At 63.7% G+C, this 26,596-nt stretch carries 27 protein-coding genes, 1 tRNA gene and 2 pseudogenes; 5 read left to right on the forward strand and 25 right to left on the reverse strand.

Translation table 11 applies throughout. The features are described 5' to 3' along the window. Positions 1 to 22: 22 nt before the first annotated feature. A protein-coding gene (locus N0A20_RS14795; protein ID WP_260581104.1) for an IS5 family transposase occupies positions 23 to 771 on the forward strand; the annotation gives its coding sequence in 2 pieces (ribosomal slippage) (positions 23 to 350 and positions 350 to 771; 750 coding nt in all). Between the two features lie 92 nt (positions 772 to 863). On the opposite strand, the pseudogene N0A20_RS14800 reads toward N0A20_RS14795, so the two are convergent. From N0A20_RS14800 to N0A20_RS14830, 7 genes and pseudogenes are all read right to left on the reverse strand, one after another. Next, positions 864 to 5,582: pseudogene (locus N0A20_RS14800) on the reverse strand (NAD-glutamate dehydrogenase). Positions 5,583 to 5,807: 225 nt separating this feature from the next. Then, positions 5,808 to 6,107 carry a GIY-YIG nuclease family protein gene (locus N0A20_RS14805; protein ID WP_260581105.1) on the reverse strand — a complete coding sequence of 100 codons (300 nt, stop codon included), beginning with the start codon at positions 6,105 to 6,107 and terminating at the stop codon, positions 5,808 to 5,810. Positions 6,108 to 6,162: 55 nt separating this feature from the next. Next, positions 6,163 to 6,321 (reverse strand): hypothetical protein, encoded by a 159-nt coding sequence (locus tag N0A20_RS14810; RefSeq protein WP_260581106.1) that lies wholly within the window; start codon positions 6,319 to 6,321, stop codon positions 6,163 to 6,165. Continuing rightward, on the reverse strand, positions 6,318 to 7,487 hold the full coding sequence (locus N0A20_RS14815; protein ID WP_260581107.1) for a hypothetical protein: 1,170 nt from the start codon (positions 7,485 to 7,487) through the stop codon (positions 6,318 to 6,320). Before N0A20_RS14815 ends, N0A20_RS14810 begins: the two co-directional genes overlap by 4 nt. A 117-nt stretch (positions 7,488 to 7,604) precedes the next feature. After that, positions 7,605 to 8,305, reverse strand: a pseudogene (locus N0A20_RS14820) (glutamine amidotransferase). 231 nt (positions 8,306 to 8,536) lie between these two features. Continuing rightward, entirely contained in the window at positions 8,537 to 9,025 is a 489-nt protein-coding gene (locus N0A20_RS14825; protein ID WP_260581108.1) for a hypothetical protein, read from the reverse strand. A gap of 57 nt (positions 9,026 to 9,082) precedes the next feature. Then, positions 9,083 to 9,910: an alpha/beta fold hydrolase gene (locus N0A20_RS14830; RefSeq protein ID WP_260581109.1), complete on the reverse strand. Its 828-nt coding sequence runs from the start codon at positions 9,908 to 9,910 to the stop codon at positions 9,083 to 9,085. 133 nt (positions 9,911 to 10,043) lie between these two features. On the opposite strand from N0A20_RS14830, the gene N0A20_RS14835 reads away from it, so the two are divergent. From N0A20_RS14835 to N0A20_RS14845, 3 genes are all read left to right on the forward strand, one after another. After that, positions 10,044 to 11,060: a GlxA family transcriptional regulator gene (locus N0A20_RS14835; protein WP_260581110.1), complete on the forward strand. Its 1,017-nt coding sequence runs from the start codon at positions 10,044 to 10,046 to the stop codon at positions 11,058 to 11,060. A 180-nt stretch (positions 11,061 to 11,240) separates the two neighbouring features. Continuing rightward, entirely contained in the window at positions 11,241 to 12,038 is a 798-nt protein-coding gene (locus N0A20_RS14840) for an alpha/beta fold hydrolase (protein WP_260581111.1), read from the forward strand. 21 nt (positions 12,039 to 12,059) lie between these two features. Next, entirely contained in the window at positions 12,060 to 12,443 is a 384-nt protein-coding gene (locus N0A20_RS14845) for an OsmC family protein (RefSeq protein ID WP_260581112.1), read from the forward strand. Positions 12,444 to 12,469: 26 nt separating this feature from the next. Here N0A20_RS14845 and N0A20_RS14850 read toward each other — a convergent pair whose 3' ends face one another. The 5 genes from N0A20_RS14850 to N0A20_RS14870 all read right to left on the reverse strand — a co-directional run bounded on the left by N0A20_RS14850 (position 12,470) and on the right by N0A20_RS14870 (position 15,568). Beyond that, positions 12,470 to 12,658, reverse strand: coding sequence for an RNA 3'-terminal phosphate cyclase (locus N0A20_RS14850; protein ID WP_260581113.1), 189 nt, complete (start codon positions 12,656 to 12,658; stop codon positions 12,470 to 12,472). 229 nt (positions 12,659 to 12,887) lie between these two features. Continuing rightward, positions 12,888 to 13,160 carry a hypothetical protein gene (locus tag N0A20_RS14855; RefSeq protein WP_260581114.1) on the reverse strand — a complete coding sequence of 91 codons (273 nt, stop codon included), beginning with the start codon at positions 13,158 to 13,160 and terminating at the stop codon, positions 12,888 to 12,890. A gap of 82 nt (positions 13,161 to 13,242) precedes the next feature. Further along, positions 13,243 to 14,022, reverse strand: coding sequence for an RHS repeat domain-containing protein (locus N0A20_RS14860; protein WP_260581115.1), 780 nt, complete (start codon positions 14,020 to 14,022; stop codon positions 13,243 to 13,245). Between the two features lie 170 nt (positions 14,023 to 14,192). Then, entirely contained in the window at positions 14,193 to 14,501 is a 309-nt protein-coding gene (locus N0A20_RS14865) for a hypothetical protein (RefSeq protein WP_260581116.1), read from the reverse strand. Further along, positions 14,498 to 15,568 carry an RHS repeat-associated core domain-containing protein gene (locus N0A20_RS14870; protein ID WP_409574688.1) on the reverse strand — a complete coding sequence of 357 codons (1,071 nt, stop codon included), beginning with the start codon at positions 15,566 to 15,568 and terminating at the stop codon, positions 14,498 to 14,500. Before N0A20_RS14870 ends, N0A20_RS14865 begins: the two co-directional genes overlap by 4 nt. Before the next feature lie 52 nt (positions 15,569 to 15,620). Here N0A20_RS14870 and N0A20_RS14875 point away from each other — a divergent pair, with 52 nt between their 5' ends. Then, a complete protein-coding gene (locus tag N0A20_RS14875) occupies positions 15,621 to 15,956 on the forward strand; it encodes a hypothetical protein (protein WP_260581117.1) in 336 nt (111 codons plus the stop codon). A 35-nt stretch (positions 15,957 to 15,991) separates the two neighbouring features. Here the strand turns inward: N0A20_RS14875 and N0A20_RS14880 are convergent. The 13 genes from N0A20_RS14880 to N0A20_RS14940 all read right to left on the reverse strand — a co-directional run bounded on the left by N0A20_RS14880 (position 15,992) and on the right by N0A20_RS14940 (position 26,563). Continuing rightward, positions 15,992 to 17,355, reverse strand: a protein-coding gene (locus tag N0A20_RS14880) for an IS3 family transposase (protein ID WP_260581118.1) whose coding sequence is annotated in 2 segments (ribosomal slippage) — positions 15,992 to 17,005 and positions 17,008 to 17,355 — 1,362 coding nt in all. Because the reading frame shifts where the segments join, the coding sequence is not laid out codon by codon here. A 44-nt stretch (positions 17,356 to 17,399) separates the two neighbouring features. Then, positions 17,400 to 18,431 carry a type IV secretion system DNA-binding domain-containing protein gene (locus N0A20_RS14885; RefSeq protein WP_260581119.1) on the reverse strand — a complete coding sequence of 344 codons (1,032 nt, stop codon included), beginning with the start codon at positions 18,429 to 18,431 and terminating at the stop codon, positions 17,400 to 17,402. Then, positions 18,428 to 18,799 carry a hypothetical protein gene (locus tag N0A20_RS14890; protein ID WP_260581120.1) on the reverse strand — a complete coding sequence of 124 codons (372 nt, stop codon included), beginning with the start codon at positions 18,797 to 18,799 and terminating at the stop codon, positions 18,428 to 18,430. Before N0A20_RS14890 ends, N0A20_RS14885 begins: the two co-directional genes overlap by 4 nt. Positions 18,800 to 19,006: 207 nt before the next feature. Further along, positions 19,007 to 19,651, reverse strand: a complete 645-nt coding sequence (locus tag N0A20_RS14895; protein WP_260581121.1) for a hypothetical protein — start codon at positions 19,649 to 19,651, stop codon at positions 19,007 to 19,009. Positions 19,652 to 19,728: 77 nt separating this feature from the next. Further along, a complete protein-coding gene (locus N0A20_RS14900; RefSeq protein ID WP_004210706.1) occupies positions 19,729 to 19,902 on the reverse strand; it encodes a helix-turn-helix domain-containing protein in 174 nt (57 codons plus the stop codon). Between the two features lie 174 nt (positions 19,903 to 20,076). Further along, complete coding sequence (locus tag N0A20_RS14905) at positions 20,077 to 20,976, reverse strand: hypothetical protein (protein ID WP_260581122.1); 900 nt, start codon at positions 20,974 to 20,976, stop codon at positions 20,077 to 20,079. Next, a complete protein-coding gene (locus tag N0A20_RS14910) occupies positions 20,973 to 22,169 on the reverse strand; it encodes a tyrosine-type recombinase/integrase (RefSeq protein WP_260583926.1) in 1,197 nt (398 codons plus the stop codon). The genes N0A20_RS14905 and N0A20_RS14910 overlap by 4 nt, the downstream gene beginning before the upstream one ends. A 164-nt stretch (positions 22,170 to 22,333) precedes the next feature. Next, positions 22,334 to 22,407 (reverse strand) — tRNA-Cys (locus tag N0A20_RS14915). 149 nt (positions 22,408 to 22,556) lie between these two features. Next, a complete protein-coding gene (locus N0A20_RS14920) occupies positions 22,557 to 23,588 on the reverse strand; it encodes a tyrosine-type recombinase/integrase (protein WP_260581123.1) in 1,032 nt (343 codons plus the stop codon). Continuing rightward, positions 23,575 to 23,712: a hypothetical protein gene (locus N0A20_RS14925; protein WP_260581124.1), complete on the reverse strand. Its 138-nt coding sequence runs from the start codon at positions 23,710 to 23,712 to the stop codon at positions 23,575 to 23,577. Before N0A20_RS14925 ends, N0A20_RS14920 begins: the two co-directional genes overlap by 14 nt. A 37-nt stretch (positions 23,713 to 23,749) precedes the next feature. Further along, positions 23,750 to 25,489, reverse strand: a complete 1,740-nt coding sequence (locus tag N0A20_RS14930; protein WP_260581125.1) for a hypothetical protein — start codon at positions 25,487 to 25,489, stop codon at positions 23,750 to 23,752. Continuing rightward, complete coding sequence (locus N0A20_RS14935; RefSeq protein ID WP_260581126.1) at positions 25,486 to 26,382, reverse strand: phage Gp37/Gp68 family protein; 897 nt, start codon at positions 26,380 to 26,382, stop codon at positions 25,486 to 25,488. Before N0A20_RS14935 ends, N0A20_RS14930 begins: the two co-directional genes overlap by 4 nt. Further along, positions 26,375 to 26,563, reverse strand: coding sequence for a hypothetical protein (locus tag N0A20_RS14940; RefSeq protein ID WP_260581127.1), 189 nt, complete (start codon positions 26,561 to 26,563; stop codon positions 26,375 to 26,377). The genes N0A20_RS14935 and N0A20_RS14940 overlap by 8 nt, the downstream gene beginning before the upstream one ends. Positions 26,564 to 26,596: the final 33 nt, after the last annotated feature.

A 26,596-nucleotide genomic window follows, 5' to 3' on the forward strand; every position in this document is an offset into this window, starting at 1 on the left:
CAAGGTGGCCGGAGGTGCTGCCATGAGTGACTTGTTGCTGCTGAGTGAGGCGCAGATGCGCCGGATCGAGGGGTATTTTCCGCTGTCGCATGGAGTGCCGCGGGTCGATGACCGTCGGATATTGAGCGGGATCTTGTTCGTGATCCGCAACGGTCTGCGCTGGCGCGACGCGCCGGCGGGCTACGGGCCGCACAAGACGATCTACAACCGCTTCATCCGCTGGAGCCGGTTAGGGGTGTTCAACCGTATCTTCGCCGAACTGGCCAGGGATGGCGACGGGGTTCTGATGATCGACGCGACCCACCTCAAGGCGCATCGCACCGCCGCCAGCCTGCTCAAAAAGGGGCTCTACCCCGATGTATCGGACGCAGCCGGGGCGGGCTGACCACCAAGCTGCATGTGCTGTGCGATGGCCGGGGACGTCCCTTGCGGCTCCACCTCACCGAAGGCCAGCGCAGCGACCACAAAGGTGCGGAGGCTCTGGTCAAGATCATGCCCGAAGCCGAACGCCTCATCGGCGATCGAGCCTATGCTTCGCGCTGGTTCCGCAAAACTCTCGCCGACAGGGGCATCGCGGCCTGCATCCCGCCCCATCGCAGCCATAAGGTCCAGAACTGCTACGATAAAAATCTCTATCGCCAGAGACATAAAATCGAAAACCTCTTCGCTCGCCTCAAGGACTGGCGCCGCATCCACACCCGCTACGACCGATGCGCCGACATCTTCCTCGCAGCCATCACCTTCGCCGCCATCTTCCTCTTTTGGATTTAATGAGTCCTGAGCCTAGGCAGCAAGCTGCCAAGTCTCGCTGCCCCTCCTCTGAAGAGGAGGGATGCCATTCGCTCCCTACATCCTTTGGACGACTACCGCCCCAGCAGCCCGCGCGCCTGCCCGGCGATATGCGACAGCATCGCGCCGTTCGGGTTCGGGATCGTCCGCGCCCGGTCGACGGTCGCCCTGAACTGCGCGACGCGCGGGCCATGGTCGGCGAGCCATTTGGTCACCCCCGCGTCGAGGTCGCCCGCGGGCAACACCGCGAGGAAGCTCAGCCGCATCTGCTGGAAATCGCGCGCGAGGCTGTTGACCAGCAGCCGCTCCCACGGGTCGGCGGGGCTCATATGCGCCGCCAGCGTCTGCGCCCAGTCGAGCCCCAGCGCCTCGCCCAAATGCGTGAACGCATGCGTCACCGCGATCTCGTCGTCGCCGCGGCGTTCGGCGAGGTCGACGATGCCGATCGCGCCGTCGGTCTTGAACAATCGCACGACCGACGCCGCCAGCGCCTCGGGCGCGCCCGCGTCGAGCAATTGCTGGCTCAGCATGTCCCACTGGCGCCGGACCGAGGGGCTGAGCAGCCCGTCGACCCCCGCCATCAGCCGGTCGACCCCCGGCTCGAGCCGCGCGACGAGCGGCCCCGGCTGCGCCCGGCCGGGTGCGGCGCGCAGCAGGTCGGCGATCTGCGACGCCATCGCCGACGCCGCCTGGCTGAAGAGCGACAGGCGGATCGCCTCGTCGATCTTCGCGGAATCAAGGGACATCCATATCTCGTCCATCCCGAGCAGCCGCTCGACCGCGACGAACGCCGCGGCGACGTCGCCGAGCGAACAGCCCTCCTCCTCGACCAGCTCGAAGGGGTGGACCACGCCCATGCGGTTGATGATGCGGTTGGCGAGCTTGGTCGCGATGATCTGGCGGCGCAGCTGATGATCGGCGATCGCGGACGCGAAATCGCGCTGCATCTCGGCCGGGAAGGCCGCCGCCAGATCGCTCGCCAGCGCCGGATCGTCGGGCAGGTCGCTGGCCTCGATCGCGTCCTGCAGCGCCAGCTTCGCGGTCGACAGCAGCACCGCGAGTTCGGGCCGCGTCAGCCCGCGCCCCTCGGCGGCGCGGCGCAGCAGCTCGTCGTTCGCCGCCAGCCCCTCGACCTTGCGGTCGAGCTCGGCCCGCGCCCTCGAACGTCTCCATCAGCCGCACCAGCGACGGCACCGCCGCCGCACCGCCCTTTTCGGCGATCGACAGCGCCAGCGCCTGCAGCCGGTTGTCCTCGAGCACCAGCGCCGACACATTGTCGGTCATCCGCACGAGCAGCGCGTCGCGGTCGTCCTGCGCCAGCCGCCCCTCGGCCATCTCGCGGTTCAGCGCGATCTTGATATTGACCTCGTTGTCCGAGCAATCGACGCCCGCGCTGTTGTCGATGAAGTCGGTGTTGATCCGCCCGCCCTTCGCCGCGAAGGCGATGCGCGCCGCCTGCGTGACGCCGAGGTTGGCGCCCTCGCCCACCGCGCGGACGCGCAGATCCTCGGCATCGACGCGCAGCGCGTCGTTGGCGGGGTCGCCGACCTCGGCATTGTTCTGGCTCGCCGCCTTTACATAGGTGCCGATGCCGCCGAACCAGAGGAGGTCCACCGGCGCCTTCAAGATCGCCGAGATCAGCGCCCCCGGCTCGATCTCGGACTGCGACAGGCCGAGCATCGCCTGCACTTCCGGGGTCAGCGGGATGCTCTTCTGGCTGCGCGGGAACACCCCGCCGCCCTTCGAGATCAGCTTCGTATCATAATCGGCCCAGCTCGACCGCGGGAGCGCGAACATCCGCTCGCGCTCCTTCCAGCTCTTGGCCGGATCGGGATCGGGGTCGAGGAAGATGTGACGGTGGTCGAACGCCGCGACGAGCTGGATCGCCTTCGACAGCAGCATGCCGTTGCCGAACACGTCGCCCGACATGTCGCCGCAACCGACGACCTGGATCGGGTCGGTCTGCACGTCGACGCCCAGTTCGGCGAAGTGGCGCTGGACCGAGACCCACGCACCCTTGGCGGTGATGCCCATCGCCTTGTGGTCATATCCCTTCGACCCGCCGCTCGCGAAGGCGTCGCCGAGCCAGAAGTCGCGCTCCATCGCGAGGCCGTTGGCGACGTCGGAGAAGGTCGCGGTGCCCTTGTCGGCGGCGACGACGAAATAGGGGTCCTCGCCGTCGCGGATCACGACATTCGCCGGATGCACGACCTTGCCCGCCACCAGATTATCGGTGATCGACAGGAGCGAGCGGATGAAGATGCGATAGCATTCGGTGCCTTCCGCGAACCAGGCGTCGCGGTCGAGCGACACGTCAGGCAGCGCCTTGGGATAGAAGCCGCCCTTCGCGCCGGTCGGCACGATCACGGCGTTCTTGACGCGCTGCGCCTTCATCAGCCCCAAGATCTCGGTGCGGAAGTCGTCGCGGCGGTCGGACCAGCGCAGTCCGCCGCGCGCGACCGGGCCCGAGCGCAGGTGGATGCCCTCGACGCGCGGGCTGTACACCCACACTTCGCGCCACGGCAAAGGCTTGGGCAGGCCGGGGACGAGCGCGCTGTCGATCTTGAACGCCAGCGCCTCGGCGGCGGCCGGCGAAAAGGCGTTGGTGCGCAGCGTCGCGCCGATCACCGCATGATAGAGCCGCAGGATGCGGTCGTCGTCGATCGACTTGATCGCCGCGAACCCCGCCTGGATTTCCTTGTCGAGATAGTCCGCGCGCGCATCGTCGCGCCTTTCGGGATCGTGGAGCGCACAGAAACGCTCGACCAGCGCGCTGGTCAGGTCGGGCGCATGGCGCAGCGCCGCGACCACCGTATCCATGCCATAGCTCGACCCGCCCTGGCGCATGTAGCGGAACCAGGCGCGCAGCCACACGACCGCCTGCGGATCGGTCTGCGTGACGAGCATCAGTTCGTTGAAGGCATCGTTTTCGGCGCGGCCGTCGAGCACCGCGGCGATCGCGGTCTCGATCACGCCGGTGTGCGGCAGCAGCGCGAGTTCGTCGACCGACGCCGGCAGCTTCAGCGTGAAGTCGTGGATCACGACGGGCACTTCGTCGTCGCGCTCGGTCCCCGGAATCCGGGCGACACCGAGGGTGGTGGGGATTTCCTCGAGCACCTCGAACCCGAAATGCTCGAGCGCCGGAACAACGTCGGACAGCGCCAGCGGCCCCACCGCGCTATAGACCTTCAGCCGCAGCCGGTCGTCGCCGTCGAGGCTCTTGATCGCCAGCCGAACGCTGCGCGGATTGTCGGCGTCGAGGTCGCGCAGCCGCAGGATGTCGAGCGCCGCCTCCTCCGGATTATAGAGATTGCGGTAATTGGCCGGGAACAGCGGCGCGAAGCGCGACGCCAGCGCCGCCGCCCGCCCCGCATCGCCGCGCTGCGCCAGCGCCGTCTCGACCTCGGGCTGCCAGCCGCGCACCATCTGTTCGAGCTGGGCGTTGAGCCGGTCGGCGTCGGGCACCACGCCGCCGCTGCGCAGGTCGAGCGTGTAGCGCAGCAGCGCCGCGCCGCCATCCTCCAGCACCATCGTCCAGCCGATCACGCCCGCCTTCGCCTCGCGCACCAGCATCGCCTCGACCGCGATCCGGCGCCCGGTCGACACCTCGTCGCGCGGCAGCCAGACGAAGGCGAACAGATGCCGCCCCAAGGCGCTGCGCACCATCACCAGCTTCGGCCGCGGCCGGTCGGTGATCGACATCGACGTCAGCACCAGATCCTCGAGCGACGCCGCGTCGAAGGCGATCAGCAGGTCGTGCGGCAGCGCGGTCAACGCGTGCGCCAGCGCCTTGCCGCGCGTGGCCGAGCGGGATCGAAGCCGAATTTCGCCATCAGCGCGTCGAGCTGCGCGCGCAGCACCGGCACCTTGGCGGGCGGCGTCGACAGCGCCGCGCTCGTCCACAGCCCGGCATGGATCGACAATTTGTCGATCCTTTTGCCCTTCAGCTCGGGCACGATCACCAGGTCGAGCAGCACCCGGCGATGCACCGCCGACAGCCGGTTCGACTTGATCAGCAGCGGCGCCTTGCCGCCCGCGTCGAACCAGGCGAAAGCGGCATCGAGCGCATTTTGCGACAGGAGCTGGCTGCTGCCCGACGCGCTGATCCCCAGCGGCTGTTCGACCGCGCCATCGCGCGTGCGCCATTCGTGGCCGAGCTGGGTCATCGCGCCGCCCTCGAACCAGCGCAGCAGTTCGGCGGCCTCGCCCTCGACGCGCATCGCGGCGTCGGCGAGCATCGCGGCGCGCATCGCGCGCCAGTCGGCCACCGCCGCGCGCACGTCGGCGAGCGCGGCATCGAGCGCGTCGAGCAGGCGGCGGCGCGCGCGCGCGTCGCCGCGCTCCAGTTCCATATAGATCACCGATTCGCGATTGTCGCAGCCCGGCGTCGCGGCCTCGGCACCGGTCAGCGCGCCCTTGGCGTCGCGCGTCGCGGCGACCACCGGGTGCAGGATGCGGTGGATCACCAGCCCCTGCGCGCCGACGATCTGCGACACCGAATCGACCAGGAAGGGCATGTCGTCGTTGATCACCGCCAACCGCATCCGCCGGTCGGTGCTCTCGGCCGCCATCGGTTCGAGCAGCAGCGACGGCGTGCCCGGCTGGCGATCGAGCGAGGCGCGCGCGGCGAACTCGCCCGCATCCTTCAGCGCCTTCTCGTCGAGGTCGTCGCCCTCGCCGGGCAGCGCGCTGCCGTGGAGCGCGCCTTGATAGGCCTTGGCGATTTTTGCGGGGATTTGCACCGCCGAAACGGGATTTTCGGCGTCGATTATATCGGAGCTGTCTTGCGGCATAGGGTTCTTGGCTTCCCGACCAGATGGCGGGCATTCAGCCGGGGGGTGGCTGGCCCGTTCGCTGGCTTCCCCTATGCGCCTCAGCGGCGCGCGGCTCAACCCCCGCAAAGGCCTCGCGCAAAATTATTTCAATTTTCGGATCGTCTGTTACGCGGGCTATGGGGGATCGTCCGTAGCCCCAAAGAACCGTCACCCCGGGCTTGACCCGGGGTCCCGCTATTTGGGTCAGGCCAAATGGTCGAACAGGTCCAGCCAATCGGGATTGGCCCGCTCAATCAAATCGAATTTCCATTGGCGATGCCAGCGCTTCATGCGCTTCTCGTGCGCAATGCAAATGGCGATATCGTCGCCGCGCTCGGCCCAGACGAGCCGGCCCAGTCCATATCGCGCGCAAAAGTCAGAGCCGTCGCCGCTGCGGTGCTGGTAAATCCGCGCGGCAATATCGGACGTCACGCCGACATACATCGTGCCCCGATAACGATCGGCCATGATGTAGACCCAGCCGCCCCGCCGCTCGCGTTCCATGGCCGAAGGATGAAAAAAGCGGGACCCCGGGTCAAGCCCGGGGTGACGGGCTGCGTTAAACCCCCGACCCGATCGTCACCGCCTTGCGCGCCAGCTTCGCCAGCAGCGCCTCGTCGTCCGCCGCCTTGGCGACGATGCCGATATGCCCGCCGGGCATCGCCCGCGCGATCAGCACGACGAATTCGGCCTCGCCGGCGTCATGTTCCAGGATCACCGCGGCTGCGCCGCGCGCAGCGCGTCGAGCGACGCATAGGGCTTCGCCGCGACCGGGCCGGCCGTACGGCGCTTCGCGCGCTCGTCCTTGACCAGCCCCTTGAGGCCGCCCGGATAGCGGTCGAGATAGGCGGCCAGTTCGCCGCGCCCGACGCCTTCGCTCCGCGCATGGCCCAGCACGCACGCATATTCGGCGATGCGTGTCTTGTCGTAATCCGCCCCGAACACCAGCTTGACCAGCGGCGTCATCGGCGCGCGCTCCTGCGCCTTCAGCCCGGCATCGCCCAGCAGTCCGGCGAATTCCTCCGGCGCCGCCTCGGCGGCGAGCGCGAAGTCCCACGCCTGTCCGACCGCCTGATAGAGCGCGCTGCGGCTGCGGCTGTCGGCGGCGAGCGCGCGTTCGGCGGTCTCGCGCGCCAGCGCCAGCCAGTCGGCCAGCCCGGCATCCTCGCCCAGCTCGCCGGACACCAGAGCCGGCTCCTCGACGACCGCCAGCGGCAGCGCCGCCGCCGGTTCGCGCACCGCGCCGAAACCCGGCGCCGGCTCCGCGTCGATATGTTCGCTGTCGGGGCCGTCGGCCCACACCGGCACGGGGGCCGTCAGCGGCGGCGCGCTGCGCAGCGCCTGTTCGACCGACAGCTGCAGTTCCTCTTCCTGCTCAGCGGGGACCGCTTCCTTCCAGTTGATGACGCCCATGATGAAATCGATCGTGTCGTCGTCGGACGAGAAGGGCAGCAATATGCCGCGGTACATGATCGTCGTGCCGCGATCGTTGACGAATTCGGCCTCGAAGCCGATCGGCGCGCGGTTGGCGATGATCTGCAGATAATGGTCGGTCAGCCGCGACAGCAGCGACCGGCCGGGAACCTCGCGGATATATTGCACATCCTCGTCGATCTGCGATTCGGCGCGCAATTTGTCGCCCAGGAACGACAGGCCGGGATTGTCGACGCCAGCGGTGAAATCGAGCAGCACCGAATAGGGGCCGAAGTCGCCCGCATTGTCGAGGTCGAGATCCTCGACCGACGGATAGGCGCGGTCGGCGAGCAGCGAGGCCCAATAATTATAGGCGCGCACCTGCATCCGCCGTTCGTCGACCCCGACGGAGGTAGGCGATTCGATCGCCCCGTCGTCCTGGCCGTGGCTGCCCGCAAGCAGTCCGCGCATGCTGTCCATCATTCATCCCCACTGCCAAATATAGGTAAAGGTGATGCACCAGGACTGGTAAAGGCGGCGTAAACGATGGCATGGCGGAGCGATCCGCCCCGTGGCGGGGAGTAGCGGCTAGCCCGCCAATTCCCCGAGCCACTGCCCGATCATCCCGCGGCCCGCCGTCACCGCGCCGGGGCCGCATCGCGCATGATCCGCGCGCATCGCCTCGGGCGAACTCCCCGCTTCGGCAAGCGCGTCGGGCCATTGGTCGACCCATTGATCGAAGCGCGGGTCGAGGCCCATTTCGGCGTGGAATTGCAGCGCCAGGATATTGGTGCCGCGCCGGAATGCCTGATGCGGATAGGCCGGGCTCGACGCCAGCAGTTCGACCCCGTCGGGCAGGTCGAAGGTATCGCCATGCCAGTGCAGCACCGGCACCGCCTCCAGATGACCGAGCGGCGACGCGGGATCGTGGATGGTCAGCGGATGGAAGCCGACCTCCTTGGCCGGCCCCGGATAGACGCGGGCGCCGAGCGCCGCCGCGATCATCTGCGCCCCGAAACACACGCCGAGCGTCGGCCGCCCCGCCTCCAGCCGGCCGCGCGAGCCGCCGCAGCTGGCACGCGATCCACGGATGCTCCTGCTGTTCATAGACGCCCATCGGGCCGCCCATCATGATCAGCAAGTCGGGCTCGGAAAGGTCGAGCTTGGCCGAATCCCGGATCGCCAACGTCGATTCGGTCGAGCGTGTAGCCCGCCGCTTCGATGGGTTCGCGATACCCGGCGAGTCCCTCGTGCGGCACATGGCGGATGATAAGTCCGGTCCTGGTCATGCTTTCCGTGGCTGGCCTGCTTCCGGCTTGGCGACGAATCGAGTATTTGCCGCGCTGTTTCGAACGCCGTCAGTCTAGCCAAGGATCGGGCCCGCTGTCACTCTACCAAAGCAGTAGAGATACTGTCGCGGTCCGTAGCTGAGCTTGGCTTCCCTCAGCTACGGACCGCCTCCAGTCCGGCATTGCAAAAAGAAATGCCTCCCCATGGCTCCGCCACGGGGAGGGACGCGGTCAGGCGATCGCCCTGTTCGCCCTTACCGCCTTGTAGCCCAGCGCGGCGATCGCGATCAGCAGCAGGCTTTGCGCAATCAGGAAGGGCGATTCGTTGCCATTCGGGGCGATCGCGTTGAGCGCTGGCACTTTGAGGAAGCTCTGCACGACCAGTACGAACAGGTTGAGCCACAAGGCGATCGTCGCGGTCACCGCATAGATCGTCCGCGCCCGCCCGGCGAGCTTGCGGCCGTACCAGGCCCAGAAGGCGACGGCGAGGATCAGCGTCGAGAGGATGCCGACCCCGAGCGCCGGGGTAAAGGCGACGATCGGAAAGAGGAAGCCGGTCAGGCTGGTGAGCAGCGTCGTCCACAGGAAGATGCCGGTCAGGCGGGGCAGGATGCGTCCGCGCGCGAAGGCGGGAAGCGCGATCAGGCCGGTGAGGATGCCGATGAAGCTGATCGCGACATGCAGCGCGGTGAATTGCGGGATGGTGAGGCCGAAAATCATGGCACGTCTCCTTCGGACAGGAGGGGCGCGGACCCTTTGGCCCGCGCCCGCTGTCTATCAGCTGTCGATGAAGTCCAACAGGTCGCTGTTGAACCGGTCCTGGTGGGTGGCGGTCAGGCCATGGTCGGCGCCTTCATAGATTTTCAGCACCGCCTGTTTGACGATCTTCACCGTCGAGCGGGCCGAGGCATCGACGGGCACGATCTGGTCGTCGTCGCCGTGCAGCACCAGCGTGGGGACATCGAACTTCTTGAGATCCTCGTTGAAGTCGCTTTCCGAAAAGGCGCGGATGCTGTCGAGCTCGCCCTTCAGGCCGCCCATCATGCCCTGCCGCACGAAATCGTCGCGCAGTGCCTCGCTGATCACCGCGCCGTCGCGGTTATAGCCATAGAAGGGGATGGTCAGGTCCTTGAAGAACTGCGCCCGGTTGTCGAACGTGCCCTTGCGGATGCCGTCGAAGACGTCGATCGGCAGGCCGATCGGATTGGCTTCGGTCTTGAGCATCAGCGGCGGCACCGCGCCGATCAGCGCGACCTTGGCGACCCGCGACGTGCCGTGACGGCCGATATAGCGGGTGACCTCGCCGCCGCCGGTCGAGTGGCCGACGAGGATGACGTTGGTCAGGTCGAGCTGTTCGATCAGTTCGCCGAGGTCGTCGGCATATTGGTCCATATTGTTGTTCTCCCAGACCTGGTCCGAACGGCCGTGGCTGCGGCGGTCGTGGGCGATGGTGCGGAAGCCCTTGTTCGCGAAAAAGACCATCTGCGCGTCCCAGGCGTCGGCGGTCAGCGGCCAGCCGTGCGAAAAGACGATCGGCTGCCCGTCCTTCGGACCCCAGTCCTTGTAGAAGATGCGCGTGCCATCGCTGGTGGTGATCGTGGTCATGTCGTGGTTCCTTTCACTTGGGTGGGGCGGAACCGTCCGTCCCTGTGGCACGGATCTAGGTCGGGTTTCGCTTGCGCGGGATTGGCGGAAACGACATTATGCGGTCCGAAACCGACAAACGGAGAGTCACGCCATGCGGCACCTTCGCCAACATCCACCCGCCGCCCTCGCCCCCGGCCTCCCCGAAGTCGGCCTGATGCTCTACCCCGACTGCCAGATGGGCATGGTCAGCGGCATCACCGACCTGTTCCACGTCGCCGACCGCTTCGCCGCCGACCATCAGCGCGCGCCAATCCGCGTCAGCCACTGGCGGCTGCAGGACGCGGGCGGTTTCGTCCGCTGCTATGACAGCCATCCCGATGCCCCCTCGGCCACCGCCCCCACCTACCTGATCGCACCCGGCAGCCTCCACAAATTGCTCGAAGCCGACGAGGCCGCGCCCTACGCGCGCTGGCTGCTCGACCGCCACGCGCAGGGCACGACGCTCGCCTCGACCTGCGGCGGCGCCTTCGCGCTCGCCGCGACCGGCCTGCTCGCGGGGCGCCCCGCGACGACGCACTGGTTCTTCGCCGACGCGTTCCGCACCCGCTTCCCCGACGTGCGGCTCGAAGCCGACCGCATGGTGATCGACGACGGCGACATCATCACCGCCGGCGGGCTGATGGCCTGGACCGACCTCGGCCTGCGCATCGTCGAGCGCCTGCTCGGGCCGACGGTGATGATGGAAACCGCGCGCTTCTTCCTGATCGACCCGGGCGGCCGCGAGCAGAAGAATTACGCCAGCTTCGCCCCGCGCCTCACCCACGGCGACGAGGCGATCCTGAAAGCGCAGCACTGGCTGCAGGCCAAGGAAGGCCGCATGACGGGCGTCGCGAACCTCGCCGCGGAGGCAGGGCTGGAGGAACGCACCTTCCAGCGCCGCTTCAAGGCCGCCACAGGCATGACCCCGATCGAATATTCGCAGCATCTGCGCGTCGGCAAGGCGCGCGAACTGCTCGAATTCACCCGCCGCACCGTCGACCAGATCGCCTGGGCGGTCGGCTATGAGGATGCCGCCGCCTTCCGCAAGCTGTTCCACCGCATCACCGGCCTGTCGCCGAACGACTATCGCCAGCGCTTCTCGACCGCGACGCTCGCGCAGGTGGCCTGACCATGACAAAGCCGGAGTTGCATCGCATCACCAGCCCCGACGGGGTCCGCATCGCCACCGAAGTCACCGGACCGGGTCCGCTCGTGCTGTTCGTCCACGGCTTCCCCGAACTGCGCCAGTCGTGGCGCCGCCTGACCGCCGCGGTCGCCGAGCGCGGGTTATCGCACCGCCGCGATCGACGTGCGCGGCTACGGCGACAGCGACCGGCCCGCCGCGGTCGAAGCCTATCGCATGGAAACCATCGTCGCCGATCTCGTCGCGGTCGCCGACGCCCTTGCCCAGGGTGAGCCCGTCACCCTCGTCGGGCACGACTGGGGCGCCTCGATCGTGTGGAACGCCGTCATGGCGCGCGCTGGCCGCTTCGGCGCGGTCGCCGCGCTGTCGATTCCCTGGCTCGGCCGCGCCGCCGCGCCCTTCGACCAGATTTTCAAGCGGCGCTTCACCGACAAGGGGCGTTTCTTCTATCAGGCCTATTTTCAGGAGCGCGGTGTCGCCGAGGCCGAGCTCGAAGCCGACCCCGCGCGCTTCCTGCGCGCCTTCTATCATTGCATCTCGGGCGACGCCGCGCCGGGCGACTGGCCGAACGATAAGCCGCATGGCGCCGCGCTGCTCGACGGGCTGCGCTTCCCGGACACCGTCCCCGAATGGCTCGAGCCCGGTTATTTCGAGGACGCCGCCGCGACCTTCGCGCGCACCGGCTTTGCCGGCGCGCTCAACCGCTATCGCAACCATGGCCGCGATTTCGACTGGGCGGGCGCGTTCGACCCCGTGATCCGCCGCCCCGCCCTGTTCATCGGCGGCACCAGCGACCCCGCGCTCGTCCTCGGCACCGCCGACCCGATCCCCCTGATGCGTCAGGCCGTTCCCGATCTCGAAGCGCATATGCTGCCCGGCTGCGGCCACTGGACCCAGGCCGAACGCGCCGCCGAGGTCGAAGCGCTGCTGATCCCCTGGCTCCGCCGCACCGTCGCCGTCTGACCACCCCCAAGGAGAAATGCCATGGCTCACGCCACCGCCACGATCGGCAAGGATCATTATCGCACCGAAATCGACCTCGGCGCCCACAGCCTTGTCGCCGACGAACCGCCTGCGCTCGGTGGCGGCGCGGCCTACCCCGCGCCCTATGATCTGCTGCTTGCCAGCCTTGGCGCCTGCACCGCAATCACCCTGCGCATGTATGCCGACCGCAAGCAATGGCCGCTCGAATCGGTCGAGGTCGGGCTACGCCTGTCGGGCCAGCACCCCGACCGCCGTATCGAGCGCACACTGAAAATCGCAGGCCTCGACGCCGAACAGGCCGCGCGCCTCGCCGACATCGCCGGGCGAACGCCGGTCACGCTGACCCTCAAGGGCGGGCTGCCGATAGACACCAGACTTCTCTGAGCGGACGGCGGGGCGACGAGAAGGACCTACGCCGCCACCTCGACCAGGATCGCACCGCCGTCGCGCCCCGAAAAACGGAAGCCGGTGCCCAGAAACCGTTCGACCAGCCGCGCGGCGGTCAGCGTATGTTCGCTCAGCTTCACGGTCGAAAAGCGCCCGCCCCCCGCCATCGCAAAGGGCAGGAGCAACTGGTCCTGCAGATAGGGGCCTAGCAAAGGCGTCGCAGCCCAGATAGCCCGCCATCCGCCGCGCCGCCGTTTTCGCCAGCCGCTCGGCGGGTACGCCAAGCCTGCCGAATGCCGACATCACTTCGGTCACATGGTCGAACTCGGCCTCGATCAGCGTAATCCCAGTTAGTTCGCCGTTACGCCATTGCTGATTTTCCGAAGCGTGAACGACGCCACCTGATGGGTCACGCGGGTATATAGGTCCCGAAATTTATATTTAGTGCGATTCGACAAATTTATGAACTTCTGGGTATTTTTCCGACATTTTAACCGAATCAGCCCTGTATTTTTGAGGAATTTTAAAATTATATCTAGACATATATTTCACTGTATTTGGATTTTTACTGTCCAAAAGTATAACGTTAAATCCAATTTCTTTTCCGTCCACGGGAATTGCAAGAATTTTATTTTCATATCCAGGTAATTTAGTTATAAATACACCAGACTTATTATCTTTTTCTTTTAGATTCCACTCTGCAGATTGCAGCAATGACCATTCATGCTTGTCCTGAATCTCGCTTCCAGGTGAGCAGGAACAAAGCACAAGAAAAAATAAAAAATAAACTTTTTCTTCATTTCAGAACCATTCTATCGAAGTCTATATTTTTGGGGAGCGGACGCCCCTTCGGGATTGAAATGGGCTGGCCCGAAAATTTTCGGACAAACACTTTGAGGTCTAGCGGAAAAGGCGACCCTGGTTCCAAGAGCCAATGCTTGAAACCACCGGCCTCAAGCGCTTCGCCCGTTCTAGTGGCGCATGTGTCATTCCAAGCCTGCTTCCACGTCGAAACAGACACAGGCGGAAGAGGGACATTGCACCACTTTTTTAGGGATTCTATCATCTCTTTCTCTTGTTCACGGGTCGTATCCAAAGAATAAACTTGGCCCCCTCGATATGAAGATTGTTTAATAAGATATTTTTCTACTGATGATCCACAAGGTGTATTTGTACCAAAGCTATACATGCCTCCGTTTGAAAACCCAATGCCAACGTGACCAAAGGGATTTCCCGACGTGGGATCGCCGAAGATCACCGCAGTCGTTAATCCTTTCGGATCGATCTGGTTAAGCGGATTACCCCCTGCATAGAGATAGGGATTCGTATCCCCGTCGAGCCCGATGGGATCGGCCTGCACGTACCGCCCGAGGCTCACATCATAATCGCGGTAGTAGTTGTAATAGAGCTCGGCCTGCTGGCGCACCTGCCCCGGGAACCCCGCCATGCTGTAGCCGCTCGGCGTCACCAGTGCCCCGCTTCCGTCTGTCACCGCCACCGGGGTGCCGAGGTGGTTGCCCTGCACCCAGTGGATCGCGGTCGATCCGCCCGCCGGAACCACCACCGCCAGCGGCATATAGCCGCCCAGGCCGTCGTCGCCCCCGAACGGCGCCGCACCGCCCACCTCGGGCAGCAGCCAGATATGCTCGGCGCGAAGGTCCGCGGTCGTCGCGCCATATTCGGCGATCCGAATTACGGTGACAGGTGCAATAACCCCTAAATTCTAATTAGGTGTTATTGCACCTGTCACCGTAATCCCATGATACTCTTTATCTCCCAAAAAAGGAAAATATTAATTGATCTTATTACATGAATCTTTTCTGTTTTATCAGATAGTTTTCTGATAAAATTTAGAAGATCTATTTTATTATCTAAAAAATAACCAAGATAGTGCAAAGCTATTCCAGAATTTATTGAAGAAAATTCCATAAATTCTAAAATCTTGTTCTCGTATTCTTCTGATTTTTGCTCATTGGAGTTTTCTATATAAAGAAGTACGATGCGTTTTGCTTCATCTCTGGAATGACGTATCGATTCTTTGCTATGTTCTTTCATCTGTAGTCTCTTGCTGTCCAAGGAGGCGGGAGAGGAAAGCCATGACGGCAAGCATGGAGCCGATCTTCTGCTCGTTTTTCACATGCGTTAACCATTCGTCGACGATCTATAGATTCACCAGGCCTCCCATTGTATTTCCAATATTTTTGGCATTTGCTCACGTCATTTTCCCATTGATCAACACATCTATTGCTTTCGCCGTAATTATTGACAATCACCGGAGGCGTTCTTCGTCCTCCGCCACCGCCGTTTTCCGCGCTATTGTTAATATGGCAATCGCTTTTAAGCTTAGGGGGATTGATATATCCATAGTAAGCGATGGCCGCTAGCGTGCCAATACCGTCGCCGATAAGCAGCGCTTGTCCAACGACAGGTACCTTCCTCGATGGACGAATCAGATTTCGACCAAAGTGCTTTGCTCCAGCCTCCCATGCGACGACTCGGGGATCAAGCGGCGCAGCAGCGCCACCTTGCAAACCCTCAGGATCGATCCCGCTCAAGGGATTCGCTGCGGCATAGAGATAGGGATTCGTATCCCCGTCCAACCCGATGGGATCGGCCTGCACGTATCGCCCGAGGCTCACATCATAATCGCGGTAATAATTGTAATAGAGCTCGGCGTGCTGGCGCACCTGTCCGGGGAACCCGGCCATGCTGTAGCCGCTCGGCGTCGCGATGGCGCCGCTTCCGTCGGTCACCGCCACCGGGGTGCCGAGGTGGTTGCCCTGCACCCAGTGGATCGTCGTCGAGCCGCCCGCCGGAACCACCACCGCCAGCGGCATATAGCCGCCCAGGCCGTCGTCGCCCCCGAACGGCGCCGCACCGCCCACCTCGGGCAGCAGCCAGATATGCTCGGCGCGCAGATCGGCCACCGTCGCACCATATTCGCCGATCAGACGGTGATGCTGGTCGTAGAGGAAATAGCGCGTGTCGCTCGTCCCGCCGCCCGAAGGCGTCGTCACCAGCTTGATCCGCTCGTCGCGGCCATTGTAGGTCATCGCCTGGCTCGGCGCCCCGGTCGCGGCATAGCTCGCCAGCCGGGCATGGCCGTCATAGGACAGCGTCACCGTGCCCCCGCCGGGCAGCGTCTCGCCCGTCAGGTTGCCGCGCGCGTCGTGCGTGAACCCCCGCGTCCCCGCCGTCAGCGCCGCCGAGGTCAGCCGGTTCGTGCCGCTTGCATGGGTGAAGATATCGCTCTGTGCTCGGCACCGCGTCGCCGGTATTCGTGCGGCGCTCGACCGCGGTGCGGTTGCCGTTGGCGTCGTGGACGAAGTCCTGCCGCGCGAAGGCGCCGCCGCCGCCGTCCATGCGCGTCAGCCGGTCGACGCTGTCGTAACCGAAGGCCAGGCTGTTCGACGGCGCCACCAGGTCGGTGATCGCGACGATATTGTCGTCGGCGTCATAGCCATAGGCGACTGTCCGTCGTCAGAACATTTGGCACAACTCGCGGCGTAAATTAGCGGAGTGCGGGCCTCGTCCTGGGGTTGATATTAAGCGGCGATCTTGCGGTGCAGCAAGCGCCGATGTTCGATGGTCTTCCGTTTGATCCTTTCGCGCTGTTTGACGATGGCATCGGCCCTGCCGAAGTAGGCGTCGGCGGGCGTCACGTTGTTCAGGCTCTCGTGGTAACGTCGGTGGTTATAATGCTCGACGAACGCTTCGATCTGAGCCTCAAGGTCACCGGGCAGGAAGTAATTTTCGAGCAGGATGCGATTCTTGAGGGTCTGATGCCAGCGCTCGATCTTGCCCTGAGTCTGGGGATGCATCGGAGCGCCGCGCACATGGCTCATCTTCCGGGCCTCGATATATTCCGCCAGTTCACCCGCGATGTAGCTCGGGCCATTATCCGACAGCAGCCGAGGCTTGTGCAGCACCGTTGCGCTGTCGCAACCCGAGGCCTCGAGCGCGAGGTCCAGCGTGTCGGTGACATCCTCGGCCCGCATGTTGGTGCACAGCTTCCAGGCGATGATGTAGCGTGAGAAGTCGTCGAGCACGGTCGACAGGTACATCCAGCCCCACCCGATGATCTTGAAGTAGGTGAAGTCGGTCTGCCACATTTCGTTCACCCGCGTGGTCTTGGTGTGGAACTGATCGGCGGCCTTGATCACGATATAGGCCGGGCTGGTGATCAGATCATGGGCCTTCAACAGACGGTAAACCGTGGCTTCCGACACGAAGTAGCGCTTCTCGTCGGTGAAGCGCACCGCCAGTTCGCGCGGTGACAGTTCGCTGTAATCCAGCGCCATCTCGACGATCTGCTGCTGGATATCGTCGCCGATGCGGTTCCACACCCGGCTCGGCGCCGATGGTCGATCTTCCAGCGCCTCCGGCCCGCCTTCGACGAAGCGATCATACCAGCGGTAGAAGGTCCGGCGAGGGATGCCCAGCTGGTCCAGCGTGCGCTTGGCGGGCAGGTGCGACTGCTCGACGATCCGGATGATCTCGAGCTTCTCGGATGCCGGATACCTCATTCGTCGTCGCCCCCATCCGCGATCATGCTTTTTTTGAGCAGGCGGTTTTCCAAGGTCAGGTCGGCAACGCATTCCTTCAGGGCTCGGGCCTCGCGGCGTAGGTCATGCACTTCGCCGGTGGTCGCAGCGCGGGCGGTGTCTCCGGCGAGGCGCCGCTTGTAGGCCTCCATGAACTCCTTCGACCAGGTGTAATACAGGCTCTGGGCGATCCCTTCCTTGCGGCACAGCTCGGCAATGCTGTCCTCGCCGCGCAAGCCTTCCAGCACGATCCGGATCTTGTCTTCGGCCGAGAAGTGCCGACGCGTCGCACGCCGGATGTCCTTCACCACCCGCTCCGCGGGAGCCTTGGGCGGCGATTTTTTTAAGGAGGATTTGGGCTTCATCTTCGTTCCTTCGTCACTACGACGAAGCCCAAATCCTCCTTAAATCACAACCTCAAATCTGTGCCATTGGCGCTGACGGCGGACACGTCGGAGAATGTCCGGGCCGAAGATGTGTCCTTCAGCCAGCTCTTGAGCTTATCCTTGTCCCACTTTTGGAGCGCGTCGAGCAGGTCCGGCAGCGTGCATTTCTTCTCCTTCCATAATTCCCGGATCATGTTGGCAACGAGGATGCGGCTGGTTTCCAGCCAGACATCGCGATCATGCTGGCCGGTCTCGGGGATAAGCTGCTGCGCGATGCGGTCGGCGTCGGCGGGGTGCGTAATCTCGACGAAGGGCGACCAGAAGGCGCAGCGGGCGTCGAACGGGTTCAGGATGATGTCGCCACGCGCTGGATCGTAATAATGCGCGATGAACTCGCCGCTGGTATCATAGACCAGCGCCGCTTCGCCGCGCGCCTCGATCCCATCGAGCATCTGGCGTAGTGCCGTGGTCTTGCCGCTGCCGGTCGTGCCGATCATCGCCATGTGCCGCGTCTCGAGCCGCGCCGGGATCGGCACCGCGCCGATGGCGAGCGCGCGGACACCGGCTTCGGCGGCGGTCAGCGCCGCAAGCTGCTTCTCGCCGGTGACGAGGGTTCCGGCGATGACATGATCGCGCAAGGCGCGCTCGCGACGGCCCGCCCTGATACCGCGCAAAAGGAACAGGCCGGACAGCCAGCCCATGAAACCGAGCAAACCGCCTTTGACGGATAGCGACAAGAGGCGTGATACCGATCCGTGATAATAGCGATCAGCAACCACCGCGCGGGCCGGGACGCGATATTGCCTTCCCTCATGTGTGACGTTGATTGCCGGATCGGAACTGAAGGCGATCCAGAGCGCTCCGCGCGCATAGACATAAACGCCGATCGCCCATCGCTCGCCCTTGTCGAGCATCGCGTAGGGCGCGCCGATCGAACCCAGGGCGACCGATGCGAGCATGATGCCAGCCTGTCGCTTGAACCGCTGCCACTGGCTCAGCCGATGGTGCCGGCGCAACGCGTCGGCATGGATGCGGCGATCATTGGATTGGGTCATGGCCGCTTCCCCTGCGAAAGCCGCCGCTGGCGATCATAAGCCTCGTTGATCTCGGCGACAGCGATCTCATCGGTGGTGCGCTCGCCCAGCCCCGCGCTGCGGGCGTAGCAATAAGCGGCACAAGCCGTGAACAACGCCCGGTCCAGCATGTGTTCGACATCGACAATGCGGTTGCTGATCGACGCCAGTTCGGAGACCAATTCCCCCGATATGGCATCGCGCGCGGCGGGGTCGGCGAGCGTCGCGACGCCCGTCTTCACGCTGCGCTGGAGCATCGCGTAGACGCTGATGCCTCGGCGCTCGGCGAGCGCGCGAAGCGCTTTGTCGAGCGATACCGGCACGCGCACGGTGTGGCGGACGAGTTTCATCGGCCGCCTTCCATGCGACAGCGATCCGCTGTCGCATCCAAGGGCGGAAATCCGCGCTTTCCAAAAGAGCCGGAAAAGGCGCCGTCGGATCGCCGCCTCGAAAAGTCGCGGAAAAGCTGGATGCACCCGTGCGTGAGGTGTGTATCTGAATTGCTGGCTCGATGCGTAGCATCGCAGCCCCGCGACCTTGCCATAAAGACGACCCGATCAGGCATTGCGCGAACCTTTCTTGCAAGCATTGCACACGGAGCCGTCGGGTTCGCCGCAACAGCACTCGGCAGGTCGATCGCTTTCGTTCGATAGTGAGTCCGTCACCGGCTTGGCGAAATGCTCCGCCACCCATCGGGCGATGACCGCGCGGGCTTCGCGGTCGGCCTTGCAACGGTCGATCTCACGGCGCTGGCGCGGCTGATCGTAAAGGCGATGTTCGATGATCCAGTGGAGAATCGTTTTCTCGATGGCTTCCTGCACGCGCGCGTCGAGCCGGTGGGCTTCAACCGGATCGAGGTGCGAGGTTACGCCGGGAGACTCGATCAGCCCGCCGAGCGGAAGATAGCTCACGCCCGCCTTCTGTAGCGGGCCGTCGATCCGCAGACTGGAAAGCTCGCCCCGGTAGATATGCAGAGACGGGCGCTCGTTGAGCGTCCAGTCCGCGATGGAACTGCGATAGGTTTCGCCATCGTCGCTGTCCAAGAGCAGTCGCTCGATGAGCGGCAAGGTGAAACCGGCGATGCGATAGTCGGCGGTGAAATGGAGCGTGACCTTGCGGCCCGCCCATAAGCGATTGGCGAGCCGATCCATGGCGCGGCGAAAAATGGACATGAGAAATCCTTTCGTGAAATCGCGATGCAAAGCTTTCTGGTGCTTCGGGGAGCAGACGCGGAGCGGCCCGCCAATTCAAAAAGCTGGGGCCGTGGAGTGCCTGCGGGTCAGATGGCGGTGCGGGATTGCGCCAAGCGCCGGATGGATTCGGTGGTCAGCAGGGTTCGCCTGCCGATCTTGATGGCGTCGAGGCCACCGGATTTGATGAGGGCGTAAACCGACGACCGCCCAACGCCGAGCGCCTTGGCGGTGTCATTAATCGATATGGCAATGGGTTCCATTTGCTTGTCTCCTTGCTGCCGATTCGCGGCGAGAGACATGCCAAGTTGCACATGGTTGCCGGTGTGTCGTCCAGCAATGGGAAAGCCGTAAAAGTCTGCCGATGACGCGGATTACAGAAATGCAGGGAGGGGTCCGAAAATCCTTTCGCAGCGATCGAAAAACGATGGTGCTGGTCAGCGGTCTTTGGCGGACGCTAACATTTCCACATGCGTGCAGATTTTTTCCGCGTATCGTGTCAATTGATCGCGGCGCGGCACGTCACCGGATTCGTCGGGGTTGGTTTCGAACCATTCGGACAGCCAATTCTTGACGGTGGTGATCGCAGCCGCCCGATCCTTCACGTCCAATGCGGCCAACCGTGGATCGCCGATCAGGGCGATAATCGCATCGTCATAACGGTATTTGGTGTTCCGGCCGGGCCCGCCCCTGCGCTTCGGCCTGTTCATTGCAAGCATCGTCTCGACATCATCGCGATGAAGATAAAGGTCAGCGGGCAGCGACATCGCCATCGGGTAACGCATGACCATCCCCCGATCCTTGCTGTGTTCGGAGAACAGGAAATAGCGCAGCCTGCCGAAAAACTGCCTGCGTTTGAGAGGAACCCGCTGCTTGCGGAAGCGAGAAAGATAATAGGCTTTCGGGCCGTCCACCTTCTGCAAATAGCCGAGCACCTCGTCAAAGAGCCTGTCCGGCGCGTGGGGCAGTTTCAACGGCGCGTCGGGGATTTTTAGGCCGTATTGATAAGCCTGCCGCCAAAGGTGCGGCGCGATCGTGGCCGCCAGCGTGCCCAATGTGAGATAAAAAAAGAGGTCCGTCGCGGTCGAATGGCCCGAGACAAGGAGGCCAATCAAGAGGAGGACGGACAGGAACCCGAAGGCAAAGCTGATGACGAATGCGAGATTGTAATATCGAACCGGCGAGGGTTTGGCCTGATTGATGATCGCCGCGTTCGTGTTCAAACCTTCATCCAGATCGTCCGATCTGAATTGGGCCAACACTTTCCAGAGCGGGACGTTGTCGGCTTCATCCCCGTCTGCGAAGATTCTCCAACCTTCTCCGGGGCGACCTGTCATCTGTTCCCTCCTTCGCGCAGCTCGTCCAGATAGTCGCTCCACCATTGCGCCATTTCAACACGCTCAGCCCAATAGGCTGACTGATTGTATATGCGCCGAACGCTGCCCGCGACCATGTGCGCCAGCGCCCGCTCGATCGCGTCGGGGTTCCATTTGCCGGATTCGTTCAAGAGCGAGGATGCCGATGTGCGAAAGCCGTGCGCCGTCATCTGGTCTTTGGGATAACCCATCCGGCGGAGCGCTGCATTGATCGTATTCTCACTGATCGGCCGTGCCCGCGATCTGATTGACGGGAACACATAGCGGCCAGAACCGGACAGGGATCGCATATTGGTGAGGATCGCGAGAGACTGCCGCGACAAGGGCACCGAATGGGGTTGGCGCATCTTCATCTTCCCTTCTGGAATGATCCAGACCGCCTTGCCAAAATCTACCTCCGTCCATTCCATATGACGGACTTCGCCGGGTCGCTGAAAAACATGGGGCGTCAACTTTAGCGCGTGCATCACTGCGGGGTCGCCCTGATAATCTTCGATCGCGCGAAGCAACGCCCCGAATGTGACCGGATCGGTGATAGCCGGGAAATGTTTGACTCTCGGCGTAGTCAGCGCGCCGATCAATAATTGCGCCGGATCGCGTTCCGCACGGGCGGTGGCAACCGAATAGCGAAACACGCGACTGGCGAAGGCCCGCAAGAGGTTCGCCGTTTCCAGTCGGCCGCGCCGCTCATGCTTCCGCAACTCGTGCAACAATTCCTGCGGCGTGATCTCCGCCACGGGACGCTTTCCAAAATCGGTTCCGAGCAGTTTCACGAACCAGCGCATCTTTGCCAGCGTCGGCTCCGCCAAGCCCTCCCGCGTCTTCTTCTCGATCAAATCCTGCGCCACACTCGCAAAACTATTGCTGGCTCGGATGCCCGCCTCGATGCGAGCTTGCCGCTTAACAAAATTGGGATCGATCGAATGGGCCAATTGTCTGCGCGCAGCATCGCGAGCGCTACGCGCCTCCGCCAAGGTGATTTCGGGGTAGGAGCCGATCGCCAATTTCCGCTCCACGCCGTTTATGCGGTATTTGACGCGCCACAGCTTGCTGCCCCTTGGGTTGACCAGTAGATACAGGCCCTGCGAATCTGCGACCTTGTAGGGCTTGTCCTTGGGTTTAGCCTTTCGAATTGCGGTGTCGGTCAACACGATGGGGGCCTCGCTTTCATGGAGGCTTGGCGAAGCCCCCTGATTAGGCCCCCAACATCTGCAACTACTGGCAAACAGAGGCCATCACTGGCAATCAGCGAATGGCCATAAACTACCGGAAATCAGGGGTTTTTTCAACCATCAGCACACCCCGGCTGACAGGTTTATGGAGGCCCGAGCCGGAATCGAACCGGCGTATACGGATTTGCAGTCCGCTGCGTCACCACTCCGCCATCGGGCCTTTTCAACGACTTGGCTGTCATTGAGGTGGGCGTTTTGCACTCGAATCCGTTTCGTTTTGCACTTGGGCGAGAACAAAAGCGGATCTCGGCTGCGAAAGCCGTCCGGGCGCGCTAGCGGCGATTGCCCTGTTTGGCAACGGGTAATGCATTATGCTTCCTTCTCCATGAGCGCCATCGCCGCCTCCGCGTCCCGGCGTTGGCTGGCGTATTGCATGGCCACTTGGAATGTCCGGTGGCCGATGATCGAAACGATTTGCGCCACCGTGCAGCCGACAGCCTCAAGCGTGCTGGCTGCGGCATAGCGAAGGCCGTGCAGCGATCGGTGCGGCATATCCGCGATGGCTGCGACCGCACGGTTCATCTGGGAAGATACGGCGTTGGCGTCCATCGGGCGACCTTGGGCATTGCGAACGATGCTGCCCCCGAACGGCGACTTGATCGCGTCCAGATGCGCCTTGAGCTTCGGATGGCAGGGGATCGTCAGCGGTGTGCCGGTCTTGTTTTGCCGGACCCGGATGACCCCGCCCTGGTATGCCTTCCAGTCCATCGTAGCGACGTCCTGGCGACGCTGGCCTGTGTAGAGTGCGAGCATGGCAATTGTCTTCGCGACCGGATCGCATTTGCTCAGGAACAGGTCGATCTCTTCCTGCGACCACACTTCGATATGCTTCACCTTCGCCTTGATGCGCTTCACGCCAGCGGCGGGGTTGAAGCTTTCGGCGACAAGCCCTTGCTCATCGCCCCAGCCATAGAGGCGGCTGATGAACTGCTTGATCTTGTGCGATGTGCGAGGCGTGGCCTTGTGATCGTTGCGGAGAGCGAGGACGACTTGCTTGGTCACGCTGTCGAATCGCTCGGTTCCGATGACCGGCCTGATGCGTTCGGCGGTCTCGCGATAGTCCTTCTGCGTTGTGTCGGCCAGAACCTCAAATTCCGGGCTGGCGAAGAATGCGTCCAGTAGCCAATCGACCGTGTGGAATTCGGGGCCAGTCTTTTCCTCGGCGATCCGCTGCTCGCGCGAAAGCAGTTCGCCATACCGCTCATGGAATGCGGCGTCACCCGGCGCACCGGGAAGCGCGACATTGGTCTCCCCGTAGCGAAAGCGCCAATAGTCCCTGAACTTGCCCGACGCGAGCTTGCGGCGGACAACATAGGTAAACGGAATTTCAGTCCTTACCACGGGCGAGCCTTTCCTTGACGCGGGCGAGCATGTCGTCACCTTCGTCCTTTCTCTGGCGTTCGTCCAGCGGCTGGCCGCTGAGTGCATCGGCCCACCGATCAAGGTCTCTGATATCGAACAGCACGCGGCGACCAAGGCGCTTGGGCTTGGGGCCGTGCTGGTCAAGTGTCGGCGGGCTGATACCGAGATAGCGCGCGGCCTCGACCCGGCTGAGCAGCCGGGGCCAGTTGGGCAGCAAGGCGCGCGCCGGAATCTCGGCGAAGGCCGTCATCCCCTCCCCCGTCCCGCTCACCGGGCAGCAAGTCGATCAGCACCACACGGCCCGGCTCATCTGCGATCAGCCCGTTCGTCCGCAGTTGCGATATGGCGGCGTTCCATTGCGCCCCGACCGGTTGGCGATCGATCCTCGCGGCAACGTCCTCATAAGACCCGTTCCCGCCTTCAAGGGCGGCGTCGAATATCTTGCGCGCCATGCTCGGAAGGACGGCCCGCCAAGCGTTGACCACATCGTCTCGAGTGCGAGGCGCAGCGCCCGATCCCTCGACGGCCATCAATCCTGCATCGTTCTCGTTGATCCGCCCCGATGCGCGCAATTCCGCCTTCGCATTGTTGAACTGAGCGCCCTTGGCCTTGCGCTGGATGAGCGCCGCCCATTGCTCCCACGAGAGCCGAACAGGATGGCGCGCTTCGATCTCCGCGAGGAAGCGCCGCGCTAGTCCGCCCATCCCATTTTCATCGCGAGTGACCGGCTTGGCGCGCGCAACGGGCTTGGGAGCGACCGGTTCCTCGCGCGCTGGAGTCGGCTCGCGCGCGGGAGCCGGAACGGCAGAGGTAGGCAGCGCGCGCATTTCCGCTCGATTGACCACTTCGCGGACCATCTTCTGCCATTCGAGCGCGGCATAGAGTTCGTCGCGGATGCTGTCGCGCGCCGCTTCGGCCGCAAGAGCGCGCCGCTCGAATGCATCACGATCCTTTCGCATGGCGATGAATTCGGGATGCGACTTTAACGATTCCCCGAAAATGTGCGTTGCGGGCAAATCGTTCTGGGGCTCGTCTTTCGGCGCCAGCGCCTCACGGATCGCGCCAAGGTCGATTTCGGCCAGCATCTTCGGTTCACGCGGTGCCTCGCCCGGTTCCGGGGTCCGGCTGCTATCGAAGGTCGACGGCAAAGGCGACGCGCCGCGCTCAAGCAAACCTAGGCGGGGGGAATATATCCAGCGTTCACCGCGGTTGAGCGAGGCAAGCGAACCCTTGATCGTCGCCAGCGTTGCTTTGTCGGCATGGTCGCGCAGATATTCGACGATCGGCTTCTGATCGACCGGCGCGACGAGCTGGTGAACGATGATGGTCTGCGCCTGCGTCAAAACTTCCTTGTCGATCGACGCCGGGCGCTGGGTGATGAGGTTGAGGACGAATCCTGCCAGCCTGCCCCGCTTTGCCATCCAGATCAGTTCCTCGCCGACCTGAAAGCCAAAGTCATCGCGCGGCTTCTGCGCCGCGAACTCGTCGGCCTCGTCTACGAACAGATGGAAATTCCCGTCGGGCTTGGTCCGCAGCGCACGGCAAAGGTCGCGGACGAACCGGCGCTGCTCTGCTCCTGTCCGCAAGGCCGACACGTCGACGATCGCCGAAACGCCATCGCCAATGATCCTGCCGACCGCATCGCCCTGATCGGCTGTGACCGGCACGTCGCCGTGCGCGCCGCCGAAAATCGGAATGTCGAACCCCGGCCCTTCGCCGCTGGCGTCGGAGCGCATCCCCCACCATGCTCCGGTCGGGTCGATGACGGCGAGATGGCGGCGCTCGCGAAGGAGGATTTCGGCAAAGCCTTTCGCCGTCACCGTCTTGCCAGAGCCGGACGCGCCGACCGTTGCGATATGGAGGTCAAGGTATTCGGTCATGCGTCGATGTTCCCCTGCTCGATGGCCCGGCGCCACGGCAGCGCATCATGCGTCTCGCCGTCGAGAAGCCGCCCAGCGCGCTTCTTCCCCCATCGAACCATGGGAACAGCATCGGCTGGCGGCGTCCCATAGACATGACCGTCCAGCCCGACCCATAAGACGTGATGCTGCGGCTCGCGTGGATCATAGGGGCCGATCTCGCCCCATTGCTTAAAATGAAAGTCGACGCCGTAGTCTGAACACTGGTCGCGCAGATCGCGGACCCAAACCGGATGCATTATCCGGCACTGATGGCCGCTCTCGCCGCCGACGATGATCCCGTCGATATACGGGGAACCGAAAGGCGGAAGTTCGACCCGGCCGAGAAGCGGTTCAAGCGAACCAAAGGTGCGAAGACCATAGAGGTGCTTCACCTCCATCAGCTTGTCCCAATCGCGGTCGATCTCCTGCTGATTGACCATCGTAGCACCTACGAAGACACTGCGCGGCGGCTCACCGGGGATCGAGAACATGCGGGCCAACATCGCCGGGGCATTGCCGATCCGCTTGGTCAGGAGCAGCCAGTCGAGCATCGGCGTAGCGAGGATAAGGGCCGCAAGATCGACCCGCCAGCTATCGTCGACCTCATTGTCGAAGACATCGGCGAGGCTGGCGCAGAAGACGCTCATGCGCTTGCCAGCCTTTTCCGCAGCCCGGTTCCATTTCAGCGGTTGAGCCCATGTTGACGGCGCCGTCCGCGAGCGAGGATTGCCCGGCCCCCATTTAGCCCGCCCGTGGCGCACGTCCATCAGCGCCTCGGCATAGCAATGATCGCAGCCGGGGCTGACCTTCGTGCAGCCAATCCACGGGTTGAAGGTGGAGTCGGTCCACTCAATGGCGGAGTTTTCAGCCATGCGCCGTCCCCCTCACTTCCGCCAACCGCTTCCCCCGCCATTCCTCGGCTTCGTCGAACGTGTCGAAGGTCGCGAGCGGCTCCACATTGAAACGCGGTCCATCGCCGGCGATTGCGTAGGTGCGCTGCTCGTCGATCTGGATCGCGGGGACGTGGATATTGTGGACGGCGAAGGTCATCATGCGCGCCCCAGCACCCTCGCCAGAATCCCGCGC

This window comes from Sphingopyxis sp. PET50 (assembly GCF_025244705.1).
GTDB lineage: Bacteria > Pseudomonadota > Alphaproteobacteria > Sphingomonadales > Sphingomonadaceae > Sphingopyxis.